Annotated in this window: 15 protein-coding genes; 8 read left to right on the top strand and 7 right to left on the bottom strand. The window is 71.8% G+C overall.

From position 1 onward, the window contains the following. Positions 1 to 264: 264 nt before the first annotated feature. From ACIQWG_RS14100 to ACIQWG_RS14085, 4 genes are all read right to left on the bottom strand, one after another. Positions 265 to 1188 carry a MurR/RpiR family transcriptional regulator gene (locus tag ACIQWG_RS14100; protein ID WP_404094586.1) on the bottom strand — a complete coding sequence of 308 codons (924 nt, stop codon included), beginning with the start codon at positions 1186 to 1188 and terminating at the stop codon, positions 265 to 267. An 80-nt stretch (positions 1189 to 1268) separates the two neighbouring features. Next, positions 1269 to 2942 (bottom strand): ArnT family glycosyltransferase, encoded by a 1674-nt coding sequence (locus ACIQWG_RS14095; protein ID WP_404095849.1) that lies wholly within the window; start codon positions 2940 to 2942, stop codon positions 1269 to 1271. A 96-nt stretch (positions 2943 to 3038) separates the two neighbouring features. Further along, positions 3039 to 4952, bottom strand: coding sequence for a phosphatase PAP2 family protein (locus ACIQWG_RS14090; RefSeq protein WP_404094583.1), 1914 nt, complete (start codon positions 4950 to 4952; stop codon positions 3039 to 3041). 174 nt (positions 4953 to 5126) lie between these two features. Further along, a complete protein-coding gene (locus ACIQWG_RS14085; RefSeq protein ID WP_404094581.1) occupies positions 5127 to 6035 on the bottom strand; it encodes an N-acetylglucosamine kinase in 909 nt (302 codons plus the stop codon). A gap of 327 nt (positions 6036 to 6362) precedes the next feature. Here ACIQWG_RS14085 and ACIQWG_RS14080 point away from each other — a divergent pair, with 327 nt between their 5' ends. The 5 genes from ACIQWG_RS14080 to ACIQWG_RS14060 all read left to right on the top strand — a co-directional run bounded on the left by ACIQWG_RS14080 (position 6363) and on the right by ACIQWG_RS14060 (position 12951). Beyond that, the gene (locus ACIQWG_RS14080) at positions 6363 to 7484 is read left to right on the top strand and encodes an ROK family protein (RefSeq protein ID WP_404094580.1); all 1122 of its coding nucleotides are present in this window, start codon (positions 6363 to 6365) and stop codon (positions 7482 to 7484) included. 267 nt (positions 7485 to 7751) lie between these two features. Beyond that, positions 7752 to 9083, top strand: coding sequence for an ABC transporter substrate-binding protein (locus tag ACIQWG_RS14075; RefSeq protein ID WP_404094578.1), 1332 nt, complete (start codon positions 7752 to 7754; stop codon positions 9081 to 9083). 134 nt (positions 9084 to 9217) lie between these two features. Continuing rightward, the gene (locus ACIQWG_RS14070; protein ID WP_404094576.1) at positions 9218 to 10198 is read left to right on the top strand and encodes a carbohydrate ABC transporter permease; all 981 of its coding nucleotides are present in this window, start codon (positions 9218 to 9220) and stop codon (positions 10196 to 10198) included. 17 nt (positions 10199 to 10215) lie between these two features. After that, positions 10216 to 11103: a carbohydrate ABC transporter permease gene (locus ACIQWG_RS14065; protein WP_404094574.1), complete on the top strand. Its 888-nt coding sequence runs from the start codon at positions 10216 to 10218 to the stop codon at positions 11101 to 11103. A gap of 15 nt (positions 11104 to 11118) precedes the next feature. Beyond that, a complete protein-coding gene (locus ACIQWG_RS14060; RefSeq protein ID WP_404094571.1) occupies positions 11119 to 12951 on the top strand; it encodes a hypothetical protein in 1833 nt (610 codons plus the stop codon). 9 nt (positions 12952 to 12960) lie between these two features. On the opposite strand, the gene ACIQWG_RS14055 is transcribed toward ACIQWG_RS14060, so the two are convergent. Further along, a complete protein-coding gene (locus tag ACIQWG_RS14055) occupies positions 12961 to 13641 on the bottom strand; it encodes a nucleoside/nucleotide kinase family protein (RefSeq protein WP_404094569.1) in 681 nt (226 codons plus the stop codon). 229 nt (positions 13642 to 13870) lie between these two features. Here ACIQWG_RS14055 and ACIQWG_RS14050 point away from each other — a divergent pair, with 229 nt between their 5' ends. Further along, complete coding sequence (locus ACIQWG_RS14050; RefSeq protein WP_404094566.1) at positions 13871 to 15373, top strand: hypothetical protein; 1503 nt, start codon at positions 13871 to 13873, stop codon at positions 15371 to 15373. Beyond that, complete coding sequence (locus tag ACIQWG_RS14045) at positions 15370 to 16314, top strand: YbhN family protein (RefSeq protein ID WP_404094563.1); 945 nt, start codon at positions 15370 to 15372, stop codon at positions 16312 to 16314. The genes ACIQWG_RS14050 and ACIQWG_RS14045 overlap by 4 nt, the downstream gene beginning before the upstream one ends. A gap of 88 nt (positions 16315 to 16402) precedes the next feature. Here ACIQWG_RS14045 and ACIQWG_RS14040 read toward each other — a convergent pair whose 3' ends face one another. Beyond that, positions 16403 to 17374 (bottom strand): hypothetical protein, encoded by a 972-nt coding sequence (locus ACIQWG_RS14040; RefSeq protein WP_404094561.1) that lies wholly within the window; start codon positions 17372 to 17374, stop codon positions 16403 to 16405. A gap of 11 nt (positions 17375 to 17385) precedes the next feature. Next, complete coding sequence (locus ACIQWG_RS14035) at positions 17386 to 18855, bottom strand: APC family permease (protein WP_404094559.1); 1470 nt, start codon at positions 18853 to 18855, stop codon at positions 17386 to 17388. Positions 18856 to 19165: 310 nt separating this feature from the next. Here ACIQWG_RS14035 and ACIQWG_RS14030 point away from each other — a divergent pair, with 310 nt between their 5' ends. Further along, complete coding sequence (locus ACIQWG_RS14030) at positions 19166 to 19669, top strand: DUF5709 domain-containing protein (protein WP_404094558.1); 504 nt, start codon at positions 19166 to 19168, stop codon at positions 19667 to 19669. Positions 19670 to 19672 lie beyond the last annotated feature (3 nt).

The raw sequence follows: 19672 nt of genomic DNA, 5'->3' as shown, positions 1-19672 counted from the left end.
GCGCCGACGCGGGTAGGAGACGGCGGCCACGGCTGTTCGCGAGGGAGCCCGGAAAGACAGACGGCAGTCGCACGACGGATGGGCTGACGTGCGCATGAGCGGACCGGCTGCTTTCGGCGGGCGGATGGTGCGTGTGAAGTATTTATATATGCCGTCTGGTTTGCAAGACGTATGAAAACATTCATGCGTGATTTGAGCGGGATGATTCCACTGTGGCCCGGTATCACCGGAGTGGGGTGTGGCCCGCGCGGCGAAGGCGGGGAATCAGTCCCTGAGGAAGAACTGGTGCTGGTCGGAGATCTGCTCGTAGTCCTCCAGCCGCGCCTGCGTCCGCTCCGGGTCGGCGTCGGTCATGGCCTGGAGCAGCGCGGACGCCATCACGCCGGGCGCCGCGTACGAGTCGAAGACCAGCCGCGATCCGGTCCCGGTCGAGAAGACCACGTCGGCCGTGTCCGCCACCGGCCCCAGCGCCAGGTCCGTGACCAGGGCGACCTTGAGCCCGGCACTGCGCGCCACCCGCACCGCGGTGAGCGTCTCCTGCGCGTGCCGGGGCATGGAGAACGCCAGCACCCACGTCCCGCCGGCCTCGCGCGACTGGAGCAGCGAGTCGTAGGCGACACTGCCGCCCCGGGTCACCAGCCGGACGTCGGGGTGGATACGGCGGGCGGCGTAGGCGAAGTACTCGGCGAGGGAGGCGGAGATACGCAGCCCGAGGATGGTCAGCGGGGTCGACTCGGACAGTTTGCGGCCGATCTCGATGACCTGGCCGGGGTCGGCGAAGTCGCGCCGCAGGTTCTCCAGGTTCTCGATCTCCGCGTCCACGGCGGCCTGGAGCTCGTTGGCGCCGTTCTCCTCGGCGGCCGCCGGGCCCCCGGCGAGGGCCCCGAGGGCGATCGCCTGGAGCTTCTCCCGTAGCGCGGGGTAACCACTGAAGCCGACCGCCCCGGCGAACCGGGTCACCGACGGCTGGCTGACGCCGACCCGCTCGGCGAGATCGGTGATCGACAGAAAGGCCGCCTCGGTGATGTGCTCGATCAGGTACTGGGCGATGCGTCGCTGCCCGGGGGAGAGTCGGGGCTGGTCGAAGAGCGTCCTGAGCTGGGAAGTCGGTGATGCCTCGGTCTCCGGGACCGTTTTTCCCGAGGTGATGGCGGATGCCTGTGCGCGTGCCTGCTGAGGCGATGGCACCGGTGCGCCTCTTTTGTCTCCCACAGTGCCTCAACATAGCTCACACACCGTGGCGATCAGGGTCGCTCGGTGGCCCGCGCTCACCGGCGGTAGATCGTGATCGAATGGCCGACCGTGTCGATCGCCCGGCTGCTGTCGATCAGTTCGGCCAGCCTTCCGGTCGCCTTGGCCACCGAGGAGTCCGACACGACCAGCAGCCCGCGTACCTCGCGGACCGGCACCTTGCGCGGATCGGCGGCGCGGATGCCGTAGGACGACGGCACTCCGCTGCCCTTGTACACGAGCCAGATCCGCTCGCCGGGATACCGCTCACGCAGCCGGTCGGCCAGCCTGCCCAGATCCTGACCCCAGTCCACGTTGGAGTCGTGCAGCCGCAGACGCGTCTTCGCCGGACCGCCGAACGCCTCGTTGGAATACGGCAGATAGTAGGGAAACGTCCGCACCGAGCTGAACGCGACGAACAGCACCAGCGCCCCTACCGCCACCGGCACCCACCGCCGTCGCACCGCGAGCACACAACCGGCCGCCACCGCCAGGAACATCGGCACGAAGAGGGCGTAGCGCGTGCCGAAGTCACGCGACCCGAGCATCGCCGTGCCGAGCAGCACGGCGGTGGGGACCAGCAGATACGGCGCCGCGGGCCGCAGCCGCCGTACCGCCACCAGGGTGACGACGCCCGCCGCCCACAGGGCGAGCATGCCGAGCGGCGTCTTCACCAGCAGCGCGGCCGGCAGGTAGTACCAGAGCGAACCCGTGTAGAGCCGGCCGAACAGGAAGCCCTCCCACGGGTACTCCTCGAAGTCGAACTGGACCCGCATCCCGTCCCGGTACGCCTCCGGGAACGGCAGCAGGTCCACGGCAAGCCCCCGCAACCCGCCCACCGCGGGCACGGGTTGCTCCGGCGCCCACCGCAACCGCGGATCGACCACCAGATACGACACCCATACGACGGCGACCGCGGCCAGCGCCACGACCGCCACCCCGGCGGCGACCCGGCCCAGCGTCCTACGGCGGGACTCCGAGGGCTCGCGCGCACACCACACCGACAGCCCGGCCAGCGCCATCAGCACCGGAACCGCGGCCAGCATGCTCATCTTCGTCGCGAGAGCCGCGCCCAGCGCGACGCCGGCCGACGGGAGATGGAGGCGGGGCCTGCGACGGGCCCGCCACAGCAGCCAGGCCGACGTCAGCACGAACCCGGCGGCCGGAACGTCCAGCGTGGCCAGCGAGCCGTGCGCGATGACGTCCGGGGAGAAGGCGTACAGCGCGAGCCCGGCCAAACCCCCCGCCGATCCAGCGAGTTCACGGGCGAAGGCGAACACGACCAGCCCGAACGCCAGCGTCAGAGCGATCACCGGGAGCCGGGCGAACAGCATCAGTCGCCACGGGTCGTTCCCCGACTCGTACAGCAGATGGCGCCCCAACCGGCCCTGGTCGCCGGTGAAGGAGGGATCGACGTGCGGATCGGCGAGCGCCACCCCGGCCGCGACGACCAGCTTGCCCAGCGGGGGATGCTCGGGGTTGTGGACGACCCGGTGCTCGTGCAGGTACTCGGCCGCCGTGCCCACGTACACGGGCTCGTCGATCGTGGGTGTCTGCTGGACGGCGGCCGTCACCATCGCCACGGCCATCTGGCCCAGCAGCACCACCACGAGGAGCGGGACGAGCCACCCCCCGACGGGCCGCCGTGCGGGGCGCGCGTCGGGGAGTGGCTCCGGAGGCGAGGCCGTAGCCGTGTGCTGTTCGAGCGTCATCGTCCGCTCCGCGGTGCCCTCGGCCCCGCGGTTACGGAAGCTGATCCGGAGCCGGCCCATGGGCCTACTCTGCATCAGCTCCCGCCGGGGACGACGTCACCGCCGCAGGAGTCGTACCGACAGACCTTCCGTCGTGTAGACGGGTACGGCCCGCAGCGTGTCCGAGTTCAGCTCCACCCGGTCGAACCGACCCCGCAGCCGCTGCGCCTCGACCACGCGCACCGTGCTCCCCGCGACCGGCGGGCGCTCGGGGTCCAGGCGCAGCGACAGCACGCTGCCCCGGCCCAGCACGACCCGGCCGGAGACCTCCAGCGCCGGACCGTGGTCCTTGCGGACGAGCAGCTCCAGTCGTGTGTCGCCCTCCTGGACGTACGCACCGCGCAGCCGCAGCACCTTGTCGGCACGCAGCGCACCGCCCACCACCCGTACGCCGCCCTGCCCGAGCGCGTTGGCGGACGCGGCGACCAGCACACCGCCCTCGACGACCGTGCCGCCGTGGTAGCGGTTGTGCCCCGTCAGGGTGAGCGTGCCGGTGCCGCGCTTGGTCAGGCCGCCCTCGCCGCGGATGTCGTTGCGCCAGCTGTCCGCCGCGCGGAAGCCGCCGGCCGCCGCGTCGAGCGTGACCGTCACGTCCGAGTCGAAGGCACCGTAGCCGTCCGCGGCGGTGAACAGGTCGAGCCGGCCCCACTGCTCGAAGCCGTCCAGCAGGACGTACCCGGCGGGCAGCGCGGTGGTGCGCAGCACCTCGCGGCGCTGGTCCGCCGTGAGATACGGCTGGCGCGTCTCCAGCAGCACCTCGGCGCCCTTCGGCACGGACAGCGGCAGGTCGCGGCCGCGCCGGGTCAGGATGTACGTCAGCTTGGGCCGGACCGTACGGGCGTTGGCCTCCCGGTCGGCGTACGGGTCGCTGTCACGGCCGGCCGAGTGGGCGTAGGCGTACAGCGTGTCGGCCGTGGTGCCGGTGCGGGCCTCGAAGTAGGCCAGGGCCTGGGCGCGGGCGGCGGACTTGAGCTCCGCGTTGGCCGGGTCCGCGAGGGCCGCGGCGGCCAGGGCGGTGGCCATGACGCGCCCGCCGATGACGTCGACCGGGGAGTGCATGCCCGCGACGATCCGGGTGTGGCTCAGTTCGAAGGCGCGGGTCACCATCTCCTGGAAGCGCTCGGGCACCGCGTAGGCGTAGGCCAGGGCCGCCAGGTGCAGGGCGTTGGTGTGCCCGCTGGGGAAGCCGCCGTCCTCGGTCGCGGTCTCACCGCGCTGGCGCAGCAGCTGCGGGGCGACGACGACCTCCGACTCGTAGACGGGGAAGCCGAACGCGTCCTTCCTGCCGGTGTCGACGACCTCGCTGTCCTCGTTCATCCGCCACGGACGCGGGTACTGGTAGGCGAACTTGGCCGGGTTCCCGGAGGCGAACGGACCGCGCACGGTGTCCACCAGCTTGGCCACCTTGCCCAGTTCCGAGTCGTAGGACCCCGCGCCGATCGCGGACCCGGCCGGCGCGTCGGCGGGCAGGGCGTCGCTGATCTTCCCCGCCGGGGTGCCGTCCGGCGCGGCGGTGATCGATGTGACCGCCCTGGCGCCCGACTTGTACAGGCCGGCCAGCGGACCGAGCCCGGCGATCACCGAGTAGCTCTGGTGCTGCCGGTCGATGATGAAGGCTTCCTTGGCCTGGGCGTCCGTGCGCGCGGCGGTGATCCGGGCGCAGTAGCGCATGTTGGCGCGCAGCACCTCGGGCATCAGCGGCGTGCCGGTGTTCCAGGCGCCGCCGGTCTTCCACACCTGCGCGAAGCCGCCCAGGATCCGGACCACCGCGTTGGTCTCGGGCGTCAGGTTGGTGGTGACGTTGGTCTTGTAGTCGTCGACGAACGCGGCGGCGTCCGTGGCGGTCTTGGCGTCGGCGGCGGGGAGCCAGCCGGCGACGGTGGGGACGGCCAGCAGGGCCGCGCCGCCACCGGCAGAGGTCAGGAGAAAGCGCCTTCTACTGAGGGCGTGGTGCCCGGCGGATGACGGCATGTGTGCCTCTCTCGGGTTCTCGGCCGATGGGCCGGAAGGAGATCGAATGACCGACTCGTCCATCCGGTGCACACGGGGCGCGCGAGACGCGCGGGGCGCAGGGGAGCGAGTCCTGTGGCGAAGATCTACGGGCGAGTTGTGTCGGACTCGGGTGCGCCCGGCGTCCGGCGGATGTCACACGAGTGAACGAGCGAGCGTCACCGCGCCTTCGACGGGCGGCACGCGCAGGGGGCGTGGCCTGGCCCCGGGCACACCGTCGGCGAGAGCGGCGGCGAAGGCGTCGTACAGGACGGGCTGCGCGAGGATCGTGCTCCCGGCCACCACTACGTCGTCCACCGGGACGCCACGCGCGGCGAGTTGCTCGACCAGCGCGGCAAGCGAACGGCCGCCCTCGTCGATCACCGCCCGCGCGAGCGGCGAACCGGCCTCGGCGGCCGCGAAGACCACGGGCGCGTGCCGGCCCCACTCCGCTGAGATGTCCTTCGCGCTCTCCAACGCCCCGCCGAGCAAGGGGACTTCGGCGACCCCGAACGTGTCGACGAGCCCGCGCGCGAGTGCGTCGGGCTCGTCGCCGAGGTCGTGCGCCGCCCAGACGGCCCGTACGGCCTCGCGTACGAGACCGGCCGAGCCGCCCTCGTCGCCGAGCACCGCTCCCCAGCCGCCGACCTGCACCGCGGTGCCGTCGGCCAGCCGGCCGACCGCGACCGATCCGGTGCCCGCGACCAGTCCGACGCCCTTGTCCAACCCGGCGGCGGGGACGAGCAGTTGGGCGTCACCCGTCACCGACGCGGGCGCGTCGAAGTGGAGTTGGAGCGCGGTACGGATCTGGGCGCACTGGCGGGGCGTCTCGCAGGCGTGCCCGCCGACGGCGAGTGCGGCGGGCCGCGCACCCGTCGGCAGGGCGCCGGCGACCAGCGCGGCCAGCCAGCCGGCGGCGGCCACCGGGTCGTGCGGTCGCCAGCCGCCGCTGGGCCGGACGTGGTCGGCGACCAGGACGTCCCCCGCGCAGGCGCGCAGATGTGTCTTGGTGCCGCCCACGTCGATGCCGACCACGAGAGGGGACGAGTGGGGAGTGGCCTGCACGGAACCTCTTTCGTCGGTGCGCCTGGGGCGGCGACGGCGGGCGAACCGTGCGGGGCGTTTCACGAAGGTACCCCGATGGGCCGTCGTTCGGTTGCGGCTCGGCGCCACGCGGTCCGGCCGCATGTCGTCGGGCTGCCTCGGGGTCCGCATCGGTGGAGGTCGGGAAGCCCCGGGACGGGCTTCGGGTGGGGTGCGGCAGGCGAGTACCGCATCAGTTCGTTAGGAAGTTAACTAACGAAGTAGGGTGCGTCAAGAGACGCGGAATACCCGCCGCCGATCGATCATCTCGGCGGTCCGACCGCCACGCCACTACCACCTGGGGAGACCATGGAGCTGAGCGAGAGCGCGCGTGCGGTGTTCGCGGTGCTGGCCGCGGCGGGCACCGCCACCCGCCCCCAGCTGGCGGCCGGCGCGGGCCTGTCCAAGCCGACCGTCTCGGCCGCCGTGGCCGAGCTGGAGGCCGCCGACCTCGCCGCCCACTCCGGCACCGCCTCCGGCACCACCGGCCGGTCCGCCGCCGTCTACCGGCTCGGGCCCGCCGCGGGCACCGTGCTCGCCGTCGACCTCGGCCCCGCCGAGACCCGGGTGCGCGGCTGCGCCCTGGACGGCACACCGCTCGCCGAGGGCACCGGCTCGCGCGCCGAGGCCGCCGACACCGTGCGCAAGGCGCTGGCCGCACTGCCCGCGAACGCTCCCCTGCGCGCCGTCGTCGTGGCCGTCGGCGATGTGACCGTCGCGGACCGGGACGGCACCGGAATGCGCCCCGCGACCGCCAAGGCGGGCCCGGTCTTCGACGCCATGGCCGTCGCGCTGCCCCCGGGCGTCCCCGTCCACCTGGAGAACAACGTCAACTGCGCCGCCCTCGCCGAACTGCACCAGGGCGCCGCCCTGGGACGTGACACGTTCGGCTATCTGCGGATCGGCGTCGGTATCGGCCTCGGCATCGTCGTCGGCGGCCGGGTGCTGCGCGGCGCGAACGGCGCCGCCGGTGAGGTGGCCCGGCTGCCGTACCCCTGGGCCGACGGCCGCGAACCGCGCCACGAGGCGCTGGAGGAGCACATCGGCGTACGGTCCCTGCTGCGCCGCACGGCCGAGGCGTGGCGGGCGGACGACGGGCCGTGCCCCGACACCGCCGAGCGGCTCTTCGCCCTTGCCGGGGAGGGGCACGGCACGGCGAGCGCCCTGGTCGGACGGCATGCCGCCGACATCGGGCGGCTGGCCGCCGCCGTGGCCGCGGTCCTGGACCCCGGGCTGATCGTGCTGGGCGGTGCCGTCGGCTCCGACCCCCAGCTCGTGCCCGGTGTCCGGGCCGAACTCGCCCGGCTGAGCTGGCCGACCGAGGTGATCAGCAGCGCCCTCGCCGACACCGGCACCGTGGTGGGAGCCACCCGCCTGGCCGTGGCCCAGGGAATCCAAACCGTGACCGGGGCTGTCCGAGCGAGGCATTGACGTACTCCGTCCGCTTCTGCCAATGTCCGGACAAGCGCTTTCTGAGCCGGCGGGACCCGGCTCGGGACGAGGTACTCCGCCGTACGACGCGTACGGCGAGCCGTGCGAGGGCGTGCTCGCACGGTCACGGCCCGGACGAGGCCGTGGACCCTCGTCCGACACGGCGGTGCGACCGGGCGAGGTCGCGGGCCGGAAGGCGCCACCCACAAAGGATCCGAGCCGCGGCACCGGCCGGGCGATCCGTCACGCACATCCAGGGAGGACCCGGTGGGTCACCAGATCTCGCGCAGAACCCTCTTCCGCACCGCGAGCGGACTGGCCGTCGCCGGCGCGCTCGGCGGCTCGCTCAGCGCCTGCGCCGGCGGCACCGGCGCCGGCAGCACCAGCAGCGACCTGACCATGACCTGGTGGGGCAGCGACGACCGGCACAACGCCTACAAGAAGGCGCTGGCCTACTTCCAGAAGCAGAACCCGAAGATCAAGATCCGCGAGACCTACCAGGGCTACGACGGGTACTTCGACAAGTTCAACACCAACATCGCCGGCGGCAGCGCCCCCGACCTGCTCCAGATGGACACCGCCCTGGTCGCGCAGTACGCGCGCAAGGGCGTCCTCGCCCCGCTCGACTCCTACGTCGGCAAGGACCTCGACCTCACCGGCTTCTCCAAGACCCTCCTCGCCGCCGGCACCGTCGACGGCAAGCTGTACGGCGTCCCGTCCGGCATCGGCGTCAACCAGCTCACCGTCAACCGCAGCGGCCTGGAGAAGCTCGGCCTGAAACTGCCGGAACGCGAGTGGACCTGGGCCGACCTGAAGAAGATCGCCCAGGACGTGTACAAGAAGAGCGGCGGCAAGACGTACGGCGTCGACGACGGCGGTGGCTCCACCCTCCAGTGCTTCGAGATCTTCGCCCGGGAGAAGGGGCAGACCTTCTTCTCCGACGACGGCAAGAAGCTCGGCTTCACCTCCGACACGCTCCAGGAGTGGTGGGAGTACTGGGCCGAGATGCGCAGGACCAACGCCTCCCCACCGCCGGCCGTCACCTCCGCCGCGCACAACGACCTCACCAAGAACGCCGTCGTCATAGGCAAGGCCCTGTTCACCTTCGACTCCGGTGTCTACGGCGCGGGCGGTTCCATCACCGACGCACAGCTGGACTTCCTGCCGACCCCGCAGGGCGACTTCTCCGGCGCACGCGAGGGCAACTTCGTCAACGGCGGTGTGCTGCTCAGCGCCACCAAGGCGAGCAAGCGGGTCGCCGACTCCGTGAAGATCATGGCCTTCTTCGCCCAGGACGACACCGCGATCAAGGACATGCAGCTGCTGCGCGGCATCCCGCCGACCGAGAAGGCGCGCAGCCTGATCGCCTCGGGCCTGACCGAGACGGACAAGCTGAACATGGCGAACGCCGACTACATCTCCCAGCGGGTCTCGAAGGCGACGAACGCGCTGGCCGCGCCGGCGCCGCCGCCGCAGGGGGCCGACCAGGTCTGGGATCTGCTGTTCGAGTCGAACCTCGCGGTGGCCTTCGGCAAGAAGTCGATCAAGGCGCAGTTGGGGGAGTTCTTCGATCAGGCGGCCGGGGTCCTCGGGGGGTAGCGCCGCACAGGGTGCCGCGATGTGTCGTCTTGCGTCGCGGGCTCGTTGTGGCTGGTCGCGCAGTTCCCCGCGCCCCTGACGGGCGCTGTACAGCACGGCGTGAAGTAGTGGGAGAGGGTCAGGGAGAGATGAGTATGACCACCGCGCAGAGCGACGCGGTCGTGAAGGAGGCGCAGGCTTCCGCGACCCCGTCCGATCGGCGGGAGCGTGAGCGGATGCGTCGCCGCCTCGCCAGACGGCGGGGCGGCGGATGGTGGCCGTATCTCTTCCTGGCCCCCTGGTTCGTCGGCCTGTTCGGGCTGACGATCTATCCGATGCTCGACTCGCTGTATCTGTCCTTCACCGACTTCGACCTGCTCACCCCCGCGCAGTGGGTCGGCATGGACAACTACCAGCGGATGTTCACCGACGACCCGGTCTTCTGGGACTCGGTGCACGCCACCCTCGTCTACGTCCTGGTCTCCGTGCCGCTCAAGCTCGCCCTGGCCCTCGCCGTGGCGATGCTGCTCAACCGGAACCTCAGGGGCATCGGCCTGTACCGGGCCGCCTTCTACCTGCCCTCGCTGCTCGGCGGGGCGGTGGCCATCGCCATCGTGTGGCGGCAGGTCTTCGGCGGTGACGGACTGTTCAACGACTTCCTCGGCTGGTTCGGTCTGAACACGCACCAGGACTGGATCTCCAGCCCCGACACCGCGCTCTACACCCTCGTCCTGCTGGCCGTCTGGCAGTTCGGCACCCCGATGGTCATCTTCCTCGCCGGTCTGAAGCAGCTGCCCAAGGACGTGTACGAGGCGGCATCGATCGACGGCGCCGGCGCGGTCACCCGCTTCTTCAAGATCACGCTGCCGCTGCTCACACCCATCGTCTTCTTCAACGTGGTGCTCCAGATCATCGACGCCTTCAAGACCTTCACCCCGGCGTTCGTGATCAGCAACGGCTCCGGCGGACCGCTCAACTCGACGATGCTCTACTCGCTGTACCTGTACAAGAAGGGCTTCACGGACCTTCAGATGGGGTACGCCTCGGCGCTGGCCTGGGTGCTGTTCCTGGTCATCGCACTGTTCACGGCGGTCAACTTCGTCGCCAGCCGCTACTGGGTCCACTACGACGACTGAGCGAGGAGTCCTTCACCATGTCCGCCATCACCTCGGCCCAGCCGTCCAAGTCGCCGCTGCACAGGCTCCGCTCGCTCACCGGCCCGCGCCGCATCCTCATCCACACGCTGCTCATCGGCGTCGCCGTCGTCATGCTCTACCCGCTGCTGTGGATGCTGAGCAGTTCCCTCAAGCCCGACACCGAGATCTTCACCCAGCCCGGACTCATCCCGAACCAGGTCCGCCCCGAGAACTACTCCGAGGGCTGGAGCGGCTCCGGCAACTCCTTCTCCCTCTACATCACCAACTCGCTGATCGTCACGATCGGCGCGGTGATCGGCAACGTCATCTCCTGCTCACTGGCCGCCTACGCCTTCGCCCGTTTCGAGTTCCGCGGCAAGAAGATCTGGTTCGGCCTGATGCTCGGCACACTGATGCTGCCGACGCAGGCCGTGCTGATCCCGCAGTACACGATCTTCTACAACCTGACCTGGATCAACACGTTCCTGCCGCTGATCGTGCCGAAGTTCCTCGCGGTGGACGCCTTCTTCATCTTCCTGATGGTGCAGTTCATCCGCTCCATCCCGCGCGAGCTGGACCAGGCCGCCATGGTCGACGGCGCCAACCCGTGGAAGATCTACTGGAAGATCATCCTGCCGTTGATGAAGCCGGCCCTGATCACCACCACGATCTTCACCTTCATCTGGACCTACGACGACTTCCTGCACCAGCTCGTCTACCTCCAGCAGAACGACCGCTTCACCGTCCCCCTCGGACTGACCCTGTTCCTCGACCAGACCAGCGGTTCCTCCTACGGCGCGATGTTCGCCATGTCGACACTCGCTCTCCTGCCCACCCTCATATGCTTCCTGATCTTCCAGAAGAGACTGGTGGAAGGTATGGCGACCTCCGGCATGAAGGGCTGACATCCGTTGACTCCCGTGCACCTCCCTCGCCAGCTCGGCGCCCTGCACGACCTCCCCGACACCCCTGAGGCATACGACGCCGTGCTCGCCGGTGTCGCCGAACAGGCCCTGGCCCGGCTCACGCCGGAGGGCAACCTGGAACACCCGGACTGCGTCGACGACATCGGCGACACCTCGCTCGGCGTCACCTCGCTGCTCGCCCTGGCCTGGCAGCGCGGCCGGGACCCGCGACTGCCGGAGGCGGTGCGCCGCAGCCTCGCCTTCCATCTGCGGGAGCGGGTGTACACCGAGGACAATCCCGGCTACCCGAACCTGAGGGTGCGCGAGTCCGGTCTGCCGTACGCTCGTTACACCCTCGCGGCCGGCGCGCACCCCATCGGGGACTGGCCCAGTACGGTGTGGGCGCTGCTCCAGGCCGTCAATCTGCTGGACCTCGCGCCGGGGCTCGTCGAGGACGAGCAGCGCGCGGAACTGCTCCAGGTGGCGCGTGGCTACTGGCGCCGGCTGACCGAGGCGACCTTCTTCAATCCGCAGGAGGCCGGCAACCAGGCCATCGGCTGTGTGGTCGGCGGACTGATGCTGGCCCGGCATCTGCCCGTCCCGGACGGGGACGCGATGCGTGAGGGCGCCCTGCGGCTGTACGCGGAGAAGATCCGCGCCCACCGGGTGCGCGACCGGGGTGCGCTGCTGCCGCCCGAGCACGGCGGCGCGTACGACAACAACTACGGCCCGATCTCCCTGTCGTTCCTCGCCCAGGCCCACCGGATCAGCGGCGAGGAGATCTTCGCCGAGGACGGCGACGCGCTCGCCCGCTACATCGACGCCCGCCTGCCCACCGGCGGCTTCGACAACGGAGGCCCGCGCTACAGCGAGCAGCACAGCGGCTTCGAGTCGGTCCTCGGCCTGCGCTACTTCGGCGCCCGGATCGGCTCCGACCTCGGCCGCTACCGGGGCGACACCCGCTGGGGCCGGCACGCCGTCAAGGCGGATGGCGAAGTGGACGGCCACTTCGCCTGGATGCTGGTCTGGCAGATCCAGGACGGCACGCGCTGGCACCGTACGCCGTCCCCGAACCCGGCGCGCCACCAACTCCGGGCGGGCACGGTCTCGGTGGCCTTCGACGACCGGATGACCCCGTCGCTGGTCGAGGCGGCCGGCACCTACTACCTCCCCGCGGCGGTGAACCGGCAGCACGGCTTCGGCCCGGTGACGGACGGCTTCCTGCACTGCCGCCCGATGGGCGAGGTCCGCGTCCGGGACGTCCGCGCCGACGGCCTCACGGCCAAGCTGGTCACCAAGCCGGTCGTCGGGCGCGACCACGTCCTGCGCCATGTGCGGTCCCTGTACGTCACCGACGGCACCAGCCTGTGGATGACGGTCGCGGTGCAACGGCTTCCCGGACGGCCGTACCTGCTCGCCGGTCTGCCGTACGCCGCGGACGACGGCGACCGGGTGCGCAGGATCGCGGAGGGCCAGGTCGTCTCCGCCGGCGCGCTGCGCCTGACCCATCCGGAGTCGGTGGACGCGGACCACTTCGACGCCCGCGCGGACCGGACCCAGGAGGAGGCGGCCTTCGCGCTCGCGGCCGACCCCCGCGGCTACGGCAACCCCGACCTGGGCTGGAGCCACCTCGTCGGCTCCACGGCCCTGGAGGCCGAACCGGCCCCCGACGCCCCGGACGACCTGCACGTCTTCGCCGTACGGTACGGCGGGGCAGGGCCGTTCGCGCCCTCCTTCGAGCACGGCGGCCCCGGCCTGACGGTCCGGACGGAAGCCTTCACCGCCGTGATCGGCGATCCGGCGGGCGACGCGCGGGGCGAGCCCGAACTGTCCCTGCGGGCCGGGTAGGCCGCTGCTTCACGCCCCCGCACGCGCCGTCGGCGGCTCGTGCGGGGAGGGCACCGCCGTGGGCGGCACCAGCAGGTCGGCCCGGTCGCGGGTGGCGGCGACCAGTTCCGCGTTGGGCTGGTCCGAGCGCAGCACCCAGGCCACCGCCTCGTCGTGCGGCTTGCCGAACTCCTCGTGCCGGGCGATCAGCCGCCGCAGCCGTTCCGGCTCGTCCGACTCGCAGAACCACACCTCGTCCAGCTGCGACCGGACCGCGGCCCACGCGCCCGTGTCCAGCAGCAGGTAGTTCCCCTCGGTCACCACCAGCCGGGCCGTCGGCTCCACCGGGACGGCCCCCGCGATCGGCTGCTCCAGCACCCGCTCGAAGCCGGGCGCGTACACGATGCCGTCCTCCGTGTCCTCGCGCAGGCGCCGCAGCAGCGCCGCGTACCCGGCCGCGTCGAATGTCTCCGGTGCGCCCTTGCGGCCCCGTAGCCCGAGCCGCTCCAGCTCCACGTCGGCGAGGTGGAAGCCGTCCATCGGCACCTGCGCGACCCAGGGCCGCCCGGCCCCGTTCAGCTCCCGCACCAGGCGTTCGGCGAGCGTCGTCTTGCCGGCGCCGGGGCTGCCGGCGATGCCGAGGAGGGCGCGTCGGCCGTCCTGGGGGAGGGACCGGGCGCGGGTCAGGAGGTCGTCGAAGGTCAGGGTCACACAGCAGAGTGTGGCACCTGGCCCGCACGGGCTTCCGGCCGTGTGCGCAGGTCCCGGTCGGCCCGCGCCGGGCGACGGGTGTCATTCGCCTGGCCCATCAGTGCTCGGCAGGCCCACCCTCTACGGGTTACTTTGTCCGTGTTTTTGGTGGTTTCCCGGTTCCCGCTGCCCAACTCGCCGGGCCGTGGGGCCCAGTAGCCCTACGGCTCGTAGGGGTGAGGGGTGGACGATGGCCCAGGGCACGCGGCCCATGCTCGTCGGTGTTTCAGGGCGGCGCGACGAGGCGCTCGTGTCCGGCAGGTCCTGGCGGGCGGGCGGCGGCGGCCTGCTCGCCGCCGTGGCCGGCGTCTTCACCCTCGCCCAACTCCTCCTCGTCGGACCCTCGATGGGCCTCGGCTGGGACGAGGTGGTGTACGTCAGCCAGGTCGCCGACGACGCGCCGGCCGCGTTCTTCAGCGCACCCCGCGCGCGTGGCGTCCCCTTCCTGGTGTGGCCGGTGGCCTCCTGGTCGTCGTCCACGACGCTGCTGCGGGTCTATCTCTCCGTCCTGTCCGGACTCGGCCTGTATCTGGCCCTGCGCGCCTGGCGCGGACTCTTCCCGGCCCGTGTCCTGGCCGGCGCGGGCGCCCTGTTCGCCACTCTCTGGGTGACCCTCTTCTACGGCCCGCAAGCCATGCCCAACCTCTGGGTCGCCGTCGGCGCCCTGTTCTGCGTCGGCTGCTTCCTGCGCGCCCGCGCCGGGGGCTTCGACGAGCGGGCCGCCTCGTGGGGCGTGTCGGCCGGGTCGGCGCTGATGGCGTGGATGCGGCCGACCGACGCCGTCTGGGTCGCGCTCGGGCTGCTCGTGGTCGCCGTGCCGGTGCGGCACCGGCGACTCGCCGGCGCCCTCGTCCTGGGCCTCGTGGCCGGTGGCGTCCCGTGGGTGATCGAGGCGTACGTCGGCTACGGCGGCCTGCGCGAGCGGCTGAACGAGGCCTCCCGCATCCAGGGCGACCTCGGCTGGAACCTCGCCGTCGACGACCAGTTGCGCAGCCTCGTCGGCAGCACGCTGTGCCGGCCGTGCGACATCGCCACACCCCACCCGGCCGTCTTCGTCTGGTGGTTGGTGCTCCCCGTACTCGCCGCCTACGCCCTCACGGTCGCGGTCCGTGCCGGACGCACCACCCGCACACTGCTCCCGCTGGCCTGCGCCGCAACGGCCGCCTTCCCGTACCTCTTCCTGATCGGATACGCGGCCCCCCGCTTCCTGCTGCCCGCCTACGCCCTGCTCGCCATCCCGGTCGCCGACGCGCTGCGCCACCTCGTCACCGCGCCGAACGGCCGACTGCGCCCGGCCGTCGCGACCCTCGTCGCCGTCGGCCTGGCCGGGCATCTGGCCGTGCAGTACGCCGTCCTGGACCGCACCGTGGACCGCACCACCGCCGCCCGCGTCGACTGGGCCCGCTCCGCCGCCCAACTGCACCGCCTCGGCGTGCGCCCGCCCTGTCTGCTCACCGGGCACCAGGCCATCCCCGTGGCCTACTACACCGGCTGCGGCTCCGGCGCGATCCGCGGCCACAACGCGAACACCACCAGGGCCGACATCCTGCGGACCGCCCGCGGTGTCCCGGTCGGCGCGCTGTCCGTACCCGGCCGCAAACCGCCCCGGTACGCGAGCGACTGGGAACTCCACCGCCTCGACGGCCTGGAGGTCCGCATCGCCCCGACGCCGGGCGCGGACACGACGGCATGACACCTGAGCAGGTTCTCGCCAAGCCCCGGCGCAGACGCGCCTACTGGCACACCGCCCTCGCCCTCGCCGTCCTGGCCGCCGTGCTCCTGCTGGTCCGACACCACTGGCCGGTGCTGGAGACCGGCGCCGTCCGGCTCGCCGTCGCCGACCAGGGCTGGCTGCTGGCGGCTGCCGCGGCCACCCTGCTGACCTGGCCGTCCGCGGCGCTCGCCCAACAGGGCGCGGTGCCCCGCCGGTTACCGCCCGGACGCCTGCTGGCGGGCCAGTTCGCCGCCTCGGCCGCCAACCAGGTGCTGCCCGCCGGGCTCGGCGCCGGCACGGTGAACCTGCGCTTCCTCATACGCTGCGGCCTGCCCCTGGGCGACGCGGTCACCGCGGTCGCGGTCAAGGGCACCGCGGGCGGCATCGCGCGCGGCGCCATGGTCGCCGTACTCTTCGCGGCCTTCCCCGGTGTGCTGCACCTCCCGCACATCGGCGGAGGGCTACTGGTCGTGGTGTTCACGACGGTCACGGTCGCCGTCCTCCTGCTCGTCGGCCCGCTGTGGCCCCGGTGCCGGCGGCTCCTGGTGACGACGGGCAGGTACATCCGCGCCGTCCACGCGCGACCGGCTCGTGCGGCGGCTCTGTGGGGCGGCTCGCTGGGTTTCGTCGTCCTGCACTGCGCCGTACTGATCGCCGTCAGCCGGGCGGTGGCCCTGCCCCTTCCACCGGCCCGGGTGGCGCTGCTCTACGTCGCCGCCAGCAGCGCGGCCTCGCTGCTGCCCACGCCCGGCGGTCTCGGCTCCTTCGACGCCGTACTCGCCTTCGCCCTGACTGCGGTCGGCGCCCCGGCGACGGCGGCCGCCTCCGCCGTGCTCGGCTACCGGCTGCTGACGGTGTGGCTGCCGCTCGTGCCCGGCTTCGTGGTACTCGGCACGCTCGTCCGGCGGGGGGCGCTGTGAGCGGCGGCGGCGCGGATCGAGGAGAAGTGGACGACGCACCCGCGGGCCGAGAAGCCCTGAGCCGGCGTCGTCCTCGACGGCCTCGCCGTCACTCCCGCACCCCCACCTCCTTGCGCCACCTGACGAGTTGCTTCTCCGGCTCGCCGATGTACGCCCACGGCGCCCGGGTGACGCGTCGGCCCAGCATGCGGAAGAGTGCCGCCGCGATGTCGTGCGCGCCCGCGTGGCAGGCCGCGTGGGCCAGGTAGTTGACGTCCCGGAGCTCGCCGGGGGCCACGTCCTGGTCGCCGCGGCCCATGATCCAGCGCTCCCAGGTGCGGCGTACGTCGCTCACCGCGCCGTCGCTGCTCCAGTGCTGTCCGATCCCCATGGAGGAATGCCGGCCCTTGGCCGCCTCGAGGGCGTAGCGGAACTCCTCGACCCGCGCGTACTGCACCAGCACCGGCAGCGGGCAGCCGGACGGTGCCACTCCGGCAGCGTCACGGGCGAAGTCGTACATCAGGCCGTGGGTGCCGTGCCAGCGCGAGGAGTAGTAGTGCAGCACCTGGAGGTGCCCCTCCACGCTGTACGGGTCCCGCCCGTGCAACTCGTCCCACCAGCGCCCCAGTTCCTGCCGCCGTACACCCCGCGGATACAGCCGGGCCACGGAGATCAGCGAGATCCACGGCGTCGGATCGTCCGGGTAGGCGTCGGCGGCCCTCAGGCACGACAGCACCGCGGTGTCGATCCGCTGCTGGTCGATCGGCGTGCCCCGGCCCGCGGCGATGGCCACGTTGAACGCCCGGGCCGTCTCCGTCGCCGCCCGCAGCACCAGCGCGTCACCGCTGTGCGGCTCGGCCGCCAGCCAGGACTCCACCGTCGAACTGCCCGCACAGCCCTGGGCGAGCTGCCGGACCCGGTGCCCCCTGGCCAGCCAATCGGGGCCGGTGACCCGGAGCAGTTCCCGCAGCCCCTGCCAGCGGCCGATGACGATGTCCTGGCGGGCGCTGGTGAGGGGAGCGTCGCCGTGGTCCGGGTCGAAGTCGGGATCGAAGTCGCGTCTGGAGTTGCCTCGCGCCATCGGGGTCTCCCTCAGAAGTCGGTCGGAAGACCCTCGTGGACGAGGGGGTTGCCGCTGGAGCCGGCCGGGACGTAGTCCGCCTCGACGGTCTGGGTGGCGTCCAGTTTGGCCGGCCGGTAGTAGTCGCTGCCCTGCCGCCAGTACCAGAGCATCGGGACCAGCCCGGCCGCGAGACCGCCGATGCCGATCGCGATCGCCGAGCCGCTCAGCTCGCCCAGCGACTCGACGAAGATCCAGAACATGAACAGGGCCCCGAACAGCGGCCACAGACCGCCGAACACGAAGTCGCCCACCGAGGACAGCAGCATCTTGCGGTAGGCGACGACCGCCGCGAGGCCCGTCAGCCCGTAGTAGACGGCGATCTGAAGGCCGATCGCCGAGATGGCGTCGGAGAGGATGTCGCCCACCGAGCCCAGGGAGTTGGAGGCGATGAACATCGCCAGCGCCACCGCGCCGACCACCGCGACCGCCACCCACGGGGTGTTCCACCGGTGGTGCACACGGCCCAGCGCGGCCGGCATCGTACGGTCCCGGCCCATCGCGAACAGCGAGCGCGTGACCTGGATGAGCGTGGTCTCCAGGGTCGCGATGGTGGACAGCATCACCGCCACGATCAGCAACTTGCCGCCCCAGCCCGGCCATACCTCCTCGCCGAGCACGGCCAGCACATTCGCGTCGTTCTGCTGGATCTGCCGCGAGGAGAGGATGACGTTCACCGCGATCGTGAACACCTCGAACAGCAGGAAGACGACGCCCACTCCGATCAGCCCCGCGAGCCCTGTCGTACGGCGACTGTCGCGGGTCTCCTCGCTGAGGTTGCTGGTGACGTCCCAGCCCCAGTAGTAGAACGCGGCGATCAGCGCGCCCGAAGCGAATCCGGTCACGCCGTCGAAGTGGTCGAAGCCGAGCCAGGACCAGTCGAAGGCGCGGGCGCTTCCGGAGTGGAGGACGGCGAGCACGGCGAACAGGGCGAGTATCGCCAGCTCTATGCCGGACATCACGATCTGCGCCCGGACGGTGAGCCGGGCTCCGCCCAGCACGACGAGCAGCATGACCAGGAACCAGCAGGCGCCGACCAGCGTGGACAGCGCGGTGTTCTCGGCGAGTTCCTCGTCGAACAGGGCGAGCGTCATGGAACCGGCGGGCAGCGAACCCGCCACCATGAAGATCGTCGTCGAGATCACCAGCGCCCAGCCGCTGACGAAGCCCAGGAACGGGTGCAGCGTCCGCCCGACCCAGGAGTAACTGGCGCCCGCGTTCACATCGATCCGGCTCAGCCGGCTGAAGGCCAGCGCGATGCCCAGCATCGGTATCGCGCAGTACAGCAGCGCGGCCGGACTGGCCAGACCCACCGCCCCGACGAGGACCGCCGTGGTCGCGGCGATCGAGTACGCCGGGGCGCTGCCCGCGACCGCCATCACCACCGTGTCGAACGTTCCGAGGACATTGGCTTGCAGCCCTCGGCCCCTGTTGTTGCTCATGCGCGCCGCTTTCCGTCTTGCACGACGCCAGGGCGGACCGGCCCCGACGCCGTAGAGGGGGGTGGGGTGGAACAACGCCACGAACCGGAGAGGGGTGACCTCGGGTCAGGGGCGGCGAAAGGAGGGTGGCGGACACTGTACGCCGTTGCGTCGTCGTGCAGTCACGCCGTGTGTGCGAGTGATGATAGCCACACTCCTTGAGGGTTCAAGAGCCAGGAGATCTTCCGGGGTTGGAGACCGCGCTACGGGAAACGCGGTGGGGACACACACGAGCCGAACCAGGCGATGCCCGCGAGCGAGGGAGGCACCCATGGGCCCCAGCGAACACACGCCCTCCGAGCCGATGGCGGACGACGCGTACCAGCCCGGCGGAAGCAACGAGGAACAGCAGGACGCCGCGCCGCTCGACCTTCAGGACGCGGTGGACGAGCGGACCTACGACGACACGCTCGACGAGGGCTACTCCCCGCCGGAGAAGCCGCTCGGCGTGACCAAGTACGGCACCACGGCCGCCGAACAGCACGACGGCGAGACCCTCGACCAGCGCCTCGCCCAGGAGGTCCCCGAAGCCACCGAGCCCACCGGTGACGGCGTGGGCGACCTGCCGGGCGGTGACGGTGAGCCGGTCGACCCGGAGGCGGGCACCGACCGCGCCGGCCGTCTGGTCGCGCCGGACGAGGGCGCCCACGCGGACACCACGAAGGAGGAGGTCGCCGCGGACCGGGGCATCGACGCCGGGGCGGCGGGGGCCGAGGAGGCGGCGATGCACGTGGTGGACGACGAGGAGTTGACGGAGGGGGATCAGGGCGTGTGACGC

This window comes from Streptomyces sp. NPDC098781 (assembly GCF_044759995.1).
Lineage (GTDB): Bacteria > Actinomycetota > Actinomycetes > Streptomycetales > Streptomycetaceae > Streptomyces.
The sequence above is the reverse complement of the archived record's forward strand: the minus strand, read 5'-3'. Positions and strand labels throughout refer to the sequence as shown.

Coding starts and splice junctions, on each gene's coding strand:
- ACIQWG_RS14095 (WP_404095849.1), bottom strand. CDS start 2,942: ATGACGCTCGAACAGCACACGGCTACGGCCTCGCCTCCGGAGCCACTC.
- ACIQWG_RS14090 (WP_404094583.1), bottom strand. CDS start 4,952: ATGCCGTCATCCGCCGGGCACCACGCCCTCAGTAGAAGGCGCTTTCTC.
- ACIQWG_RS14080 (WP_404094580.1), top strand. CDS start 6,363: ATGGAGCTGAGCGAGAGCGCGCGTGCGGTGTTCGCGGTGCTGGCCGCG.
- ACIQWG_RS14070 (WP_404094576.1), top strand. CDS start 9,218: ATGACCACCGCGCAGAGCGACGCGGTCGTGAAGGAGGCGCAGGCTTCC.
- ACIQWG_RS14065 (WP_404094574.1), top strand. CDS start 10,216: ATGTCCGCCATCACCTCGGCCCAGCCGTCCAAGTCGCCGCTGCACAGG.
- ACIQWG_RS14050 (WP_404094566.1), top strand. CDS start 13,871: ATGGCCCAGGGCACGCGGCCCATGCTCGTCGGTGTTTCAGGGCGGCGC.
- ACIQWG_RS14045 (WP_404094563.1), top strand. CDS start 15,370: ATGACACCTGAGCAGGTTCTCGCCAAGCCCCGGCGCAGACGCGCCTAC.
- ACIQWG_RS14040 (WP_404094561.1), bottom strand. CDS start 17,374: ATGGCGCGAGGCAACTCCAGACGCGACTTCGATCCCGACTTCGACCCG.
- ACIQWG_RS14035 (WP_404094559.1), bottom strand. CDS start 18,855: ATGAGCAACAACAGGGGCCGAGGGCTGCAAGCCAATGTCCTCGGAACG.
- ACIQWG_RS14030 (WP_404094558.1), top strand. CDS start 19,166: ATGGGCCCCAGCGAACACACGCCCTCCGAGCCGATGGCGGACGACGCG.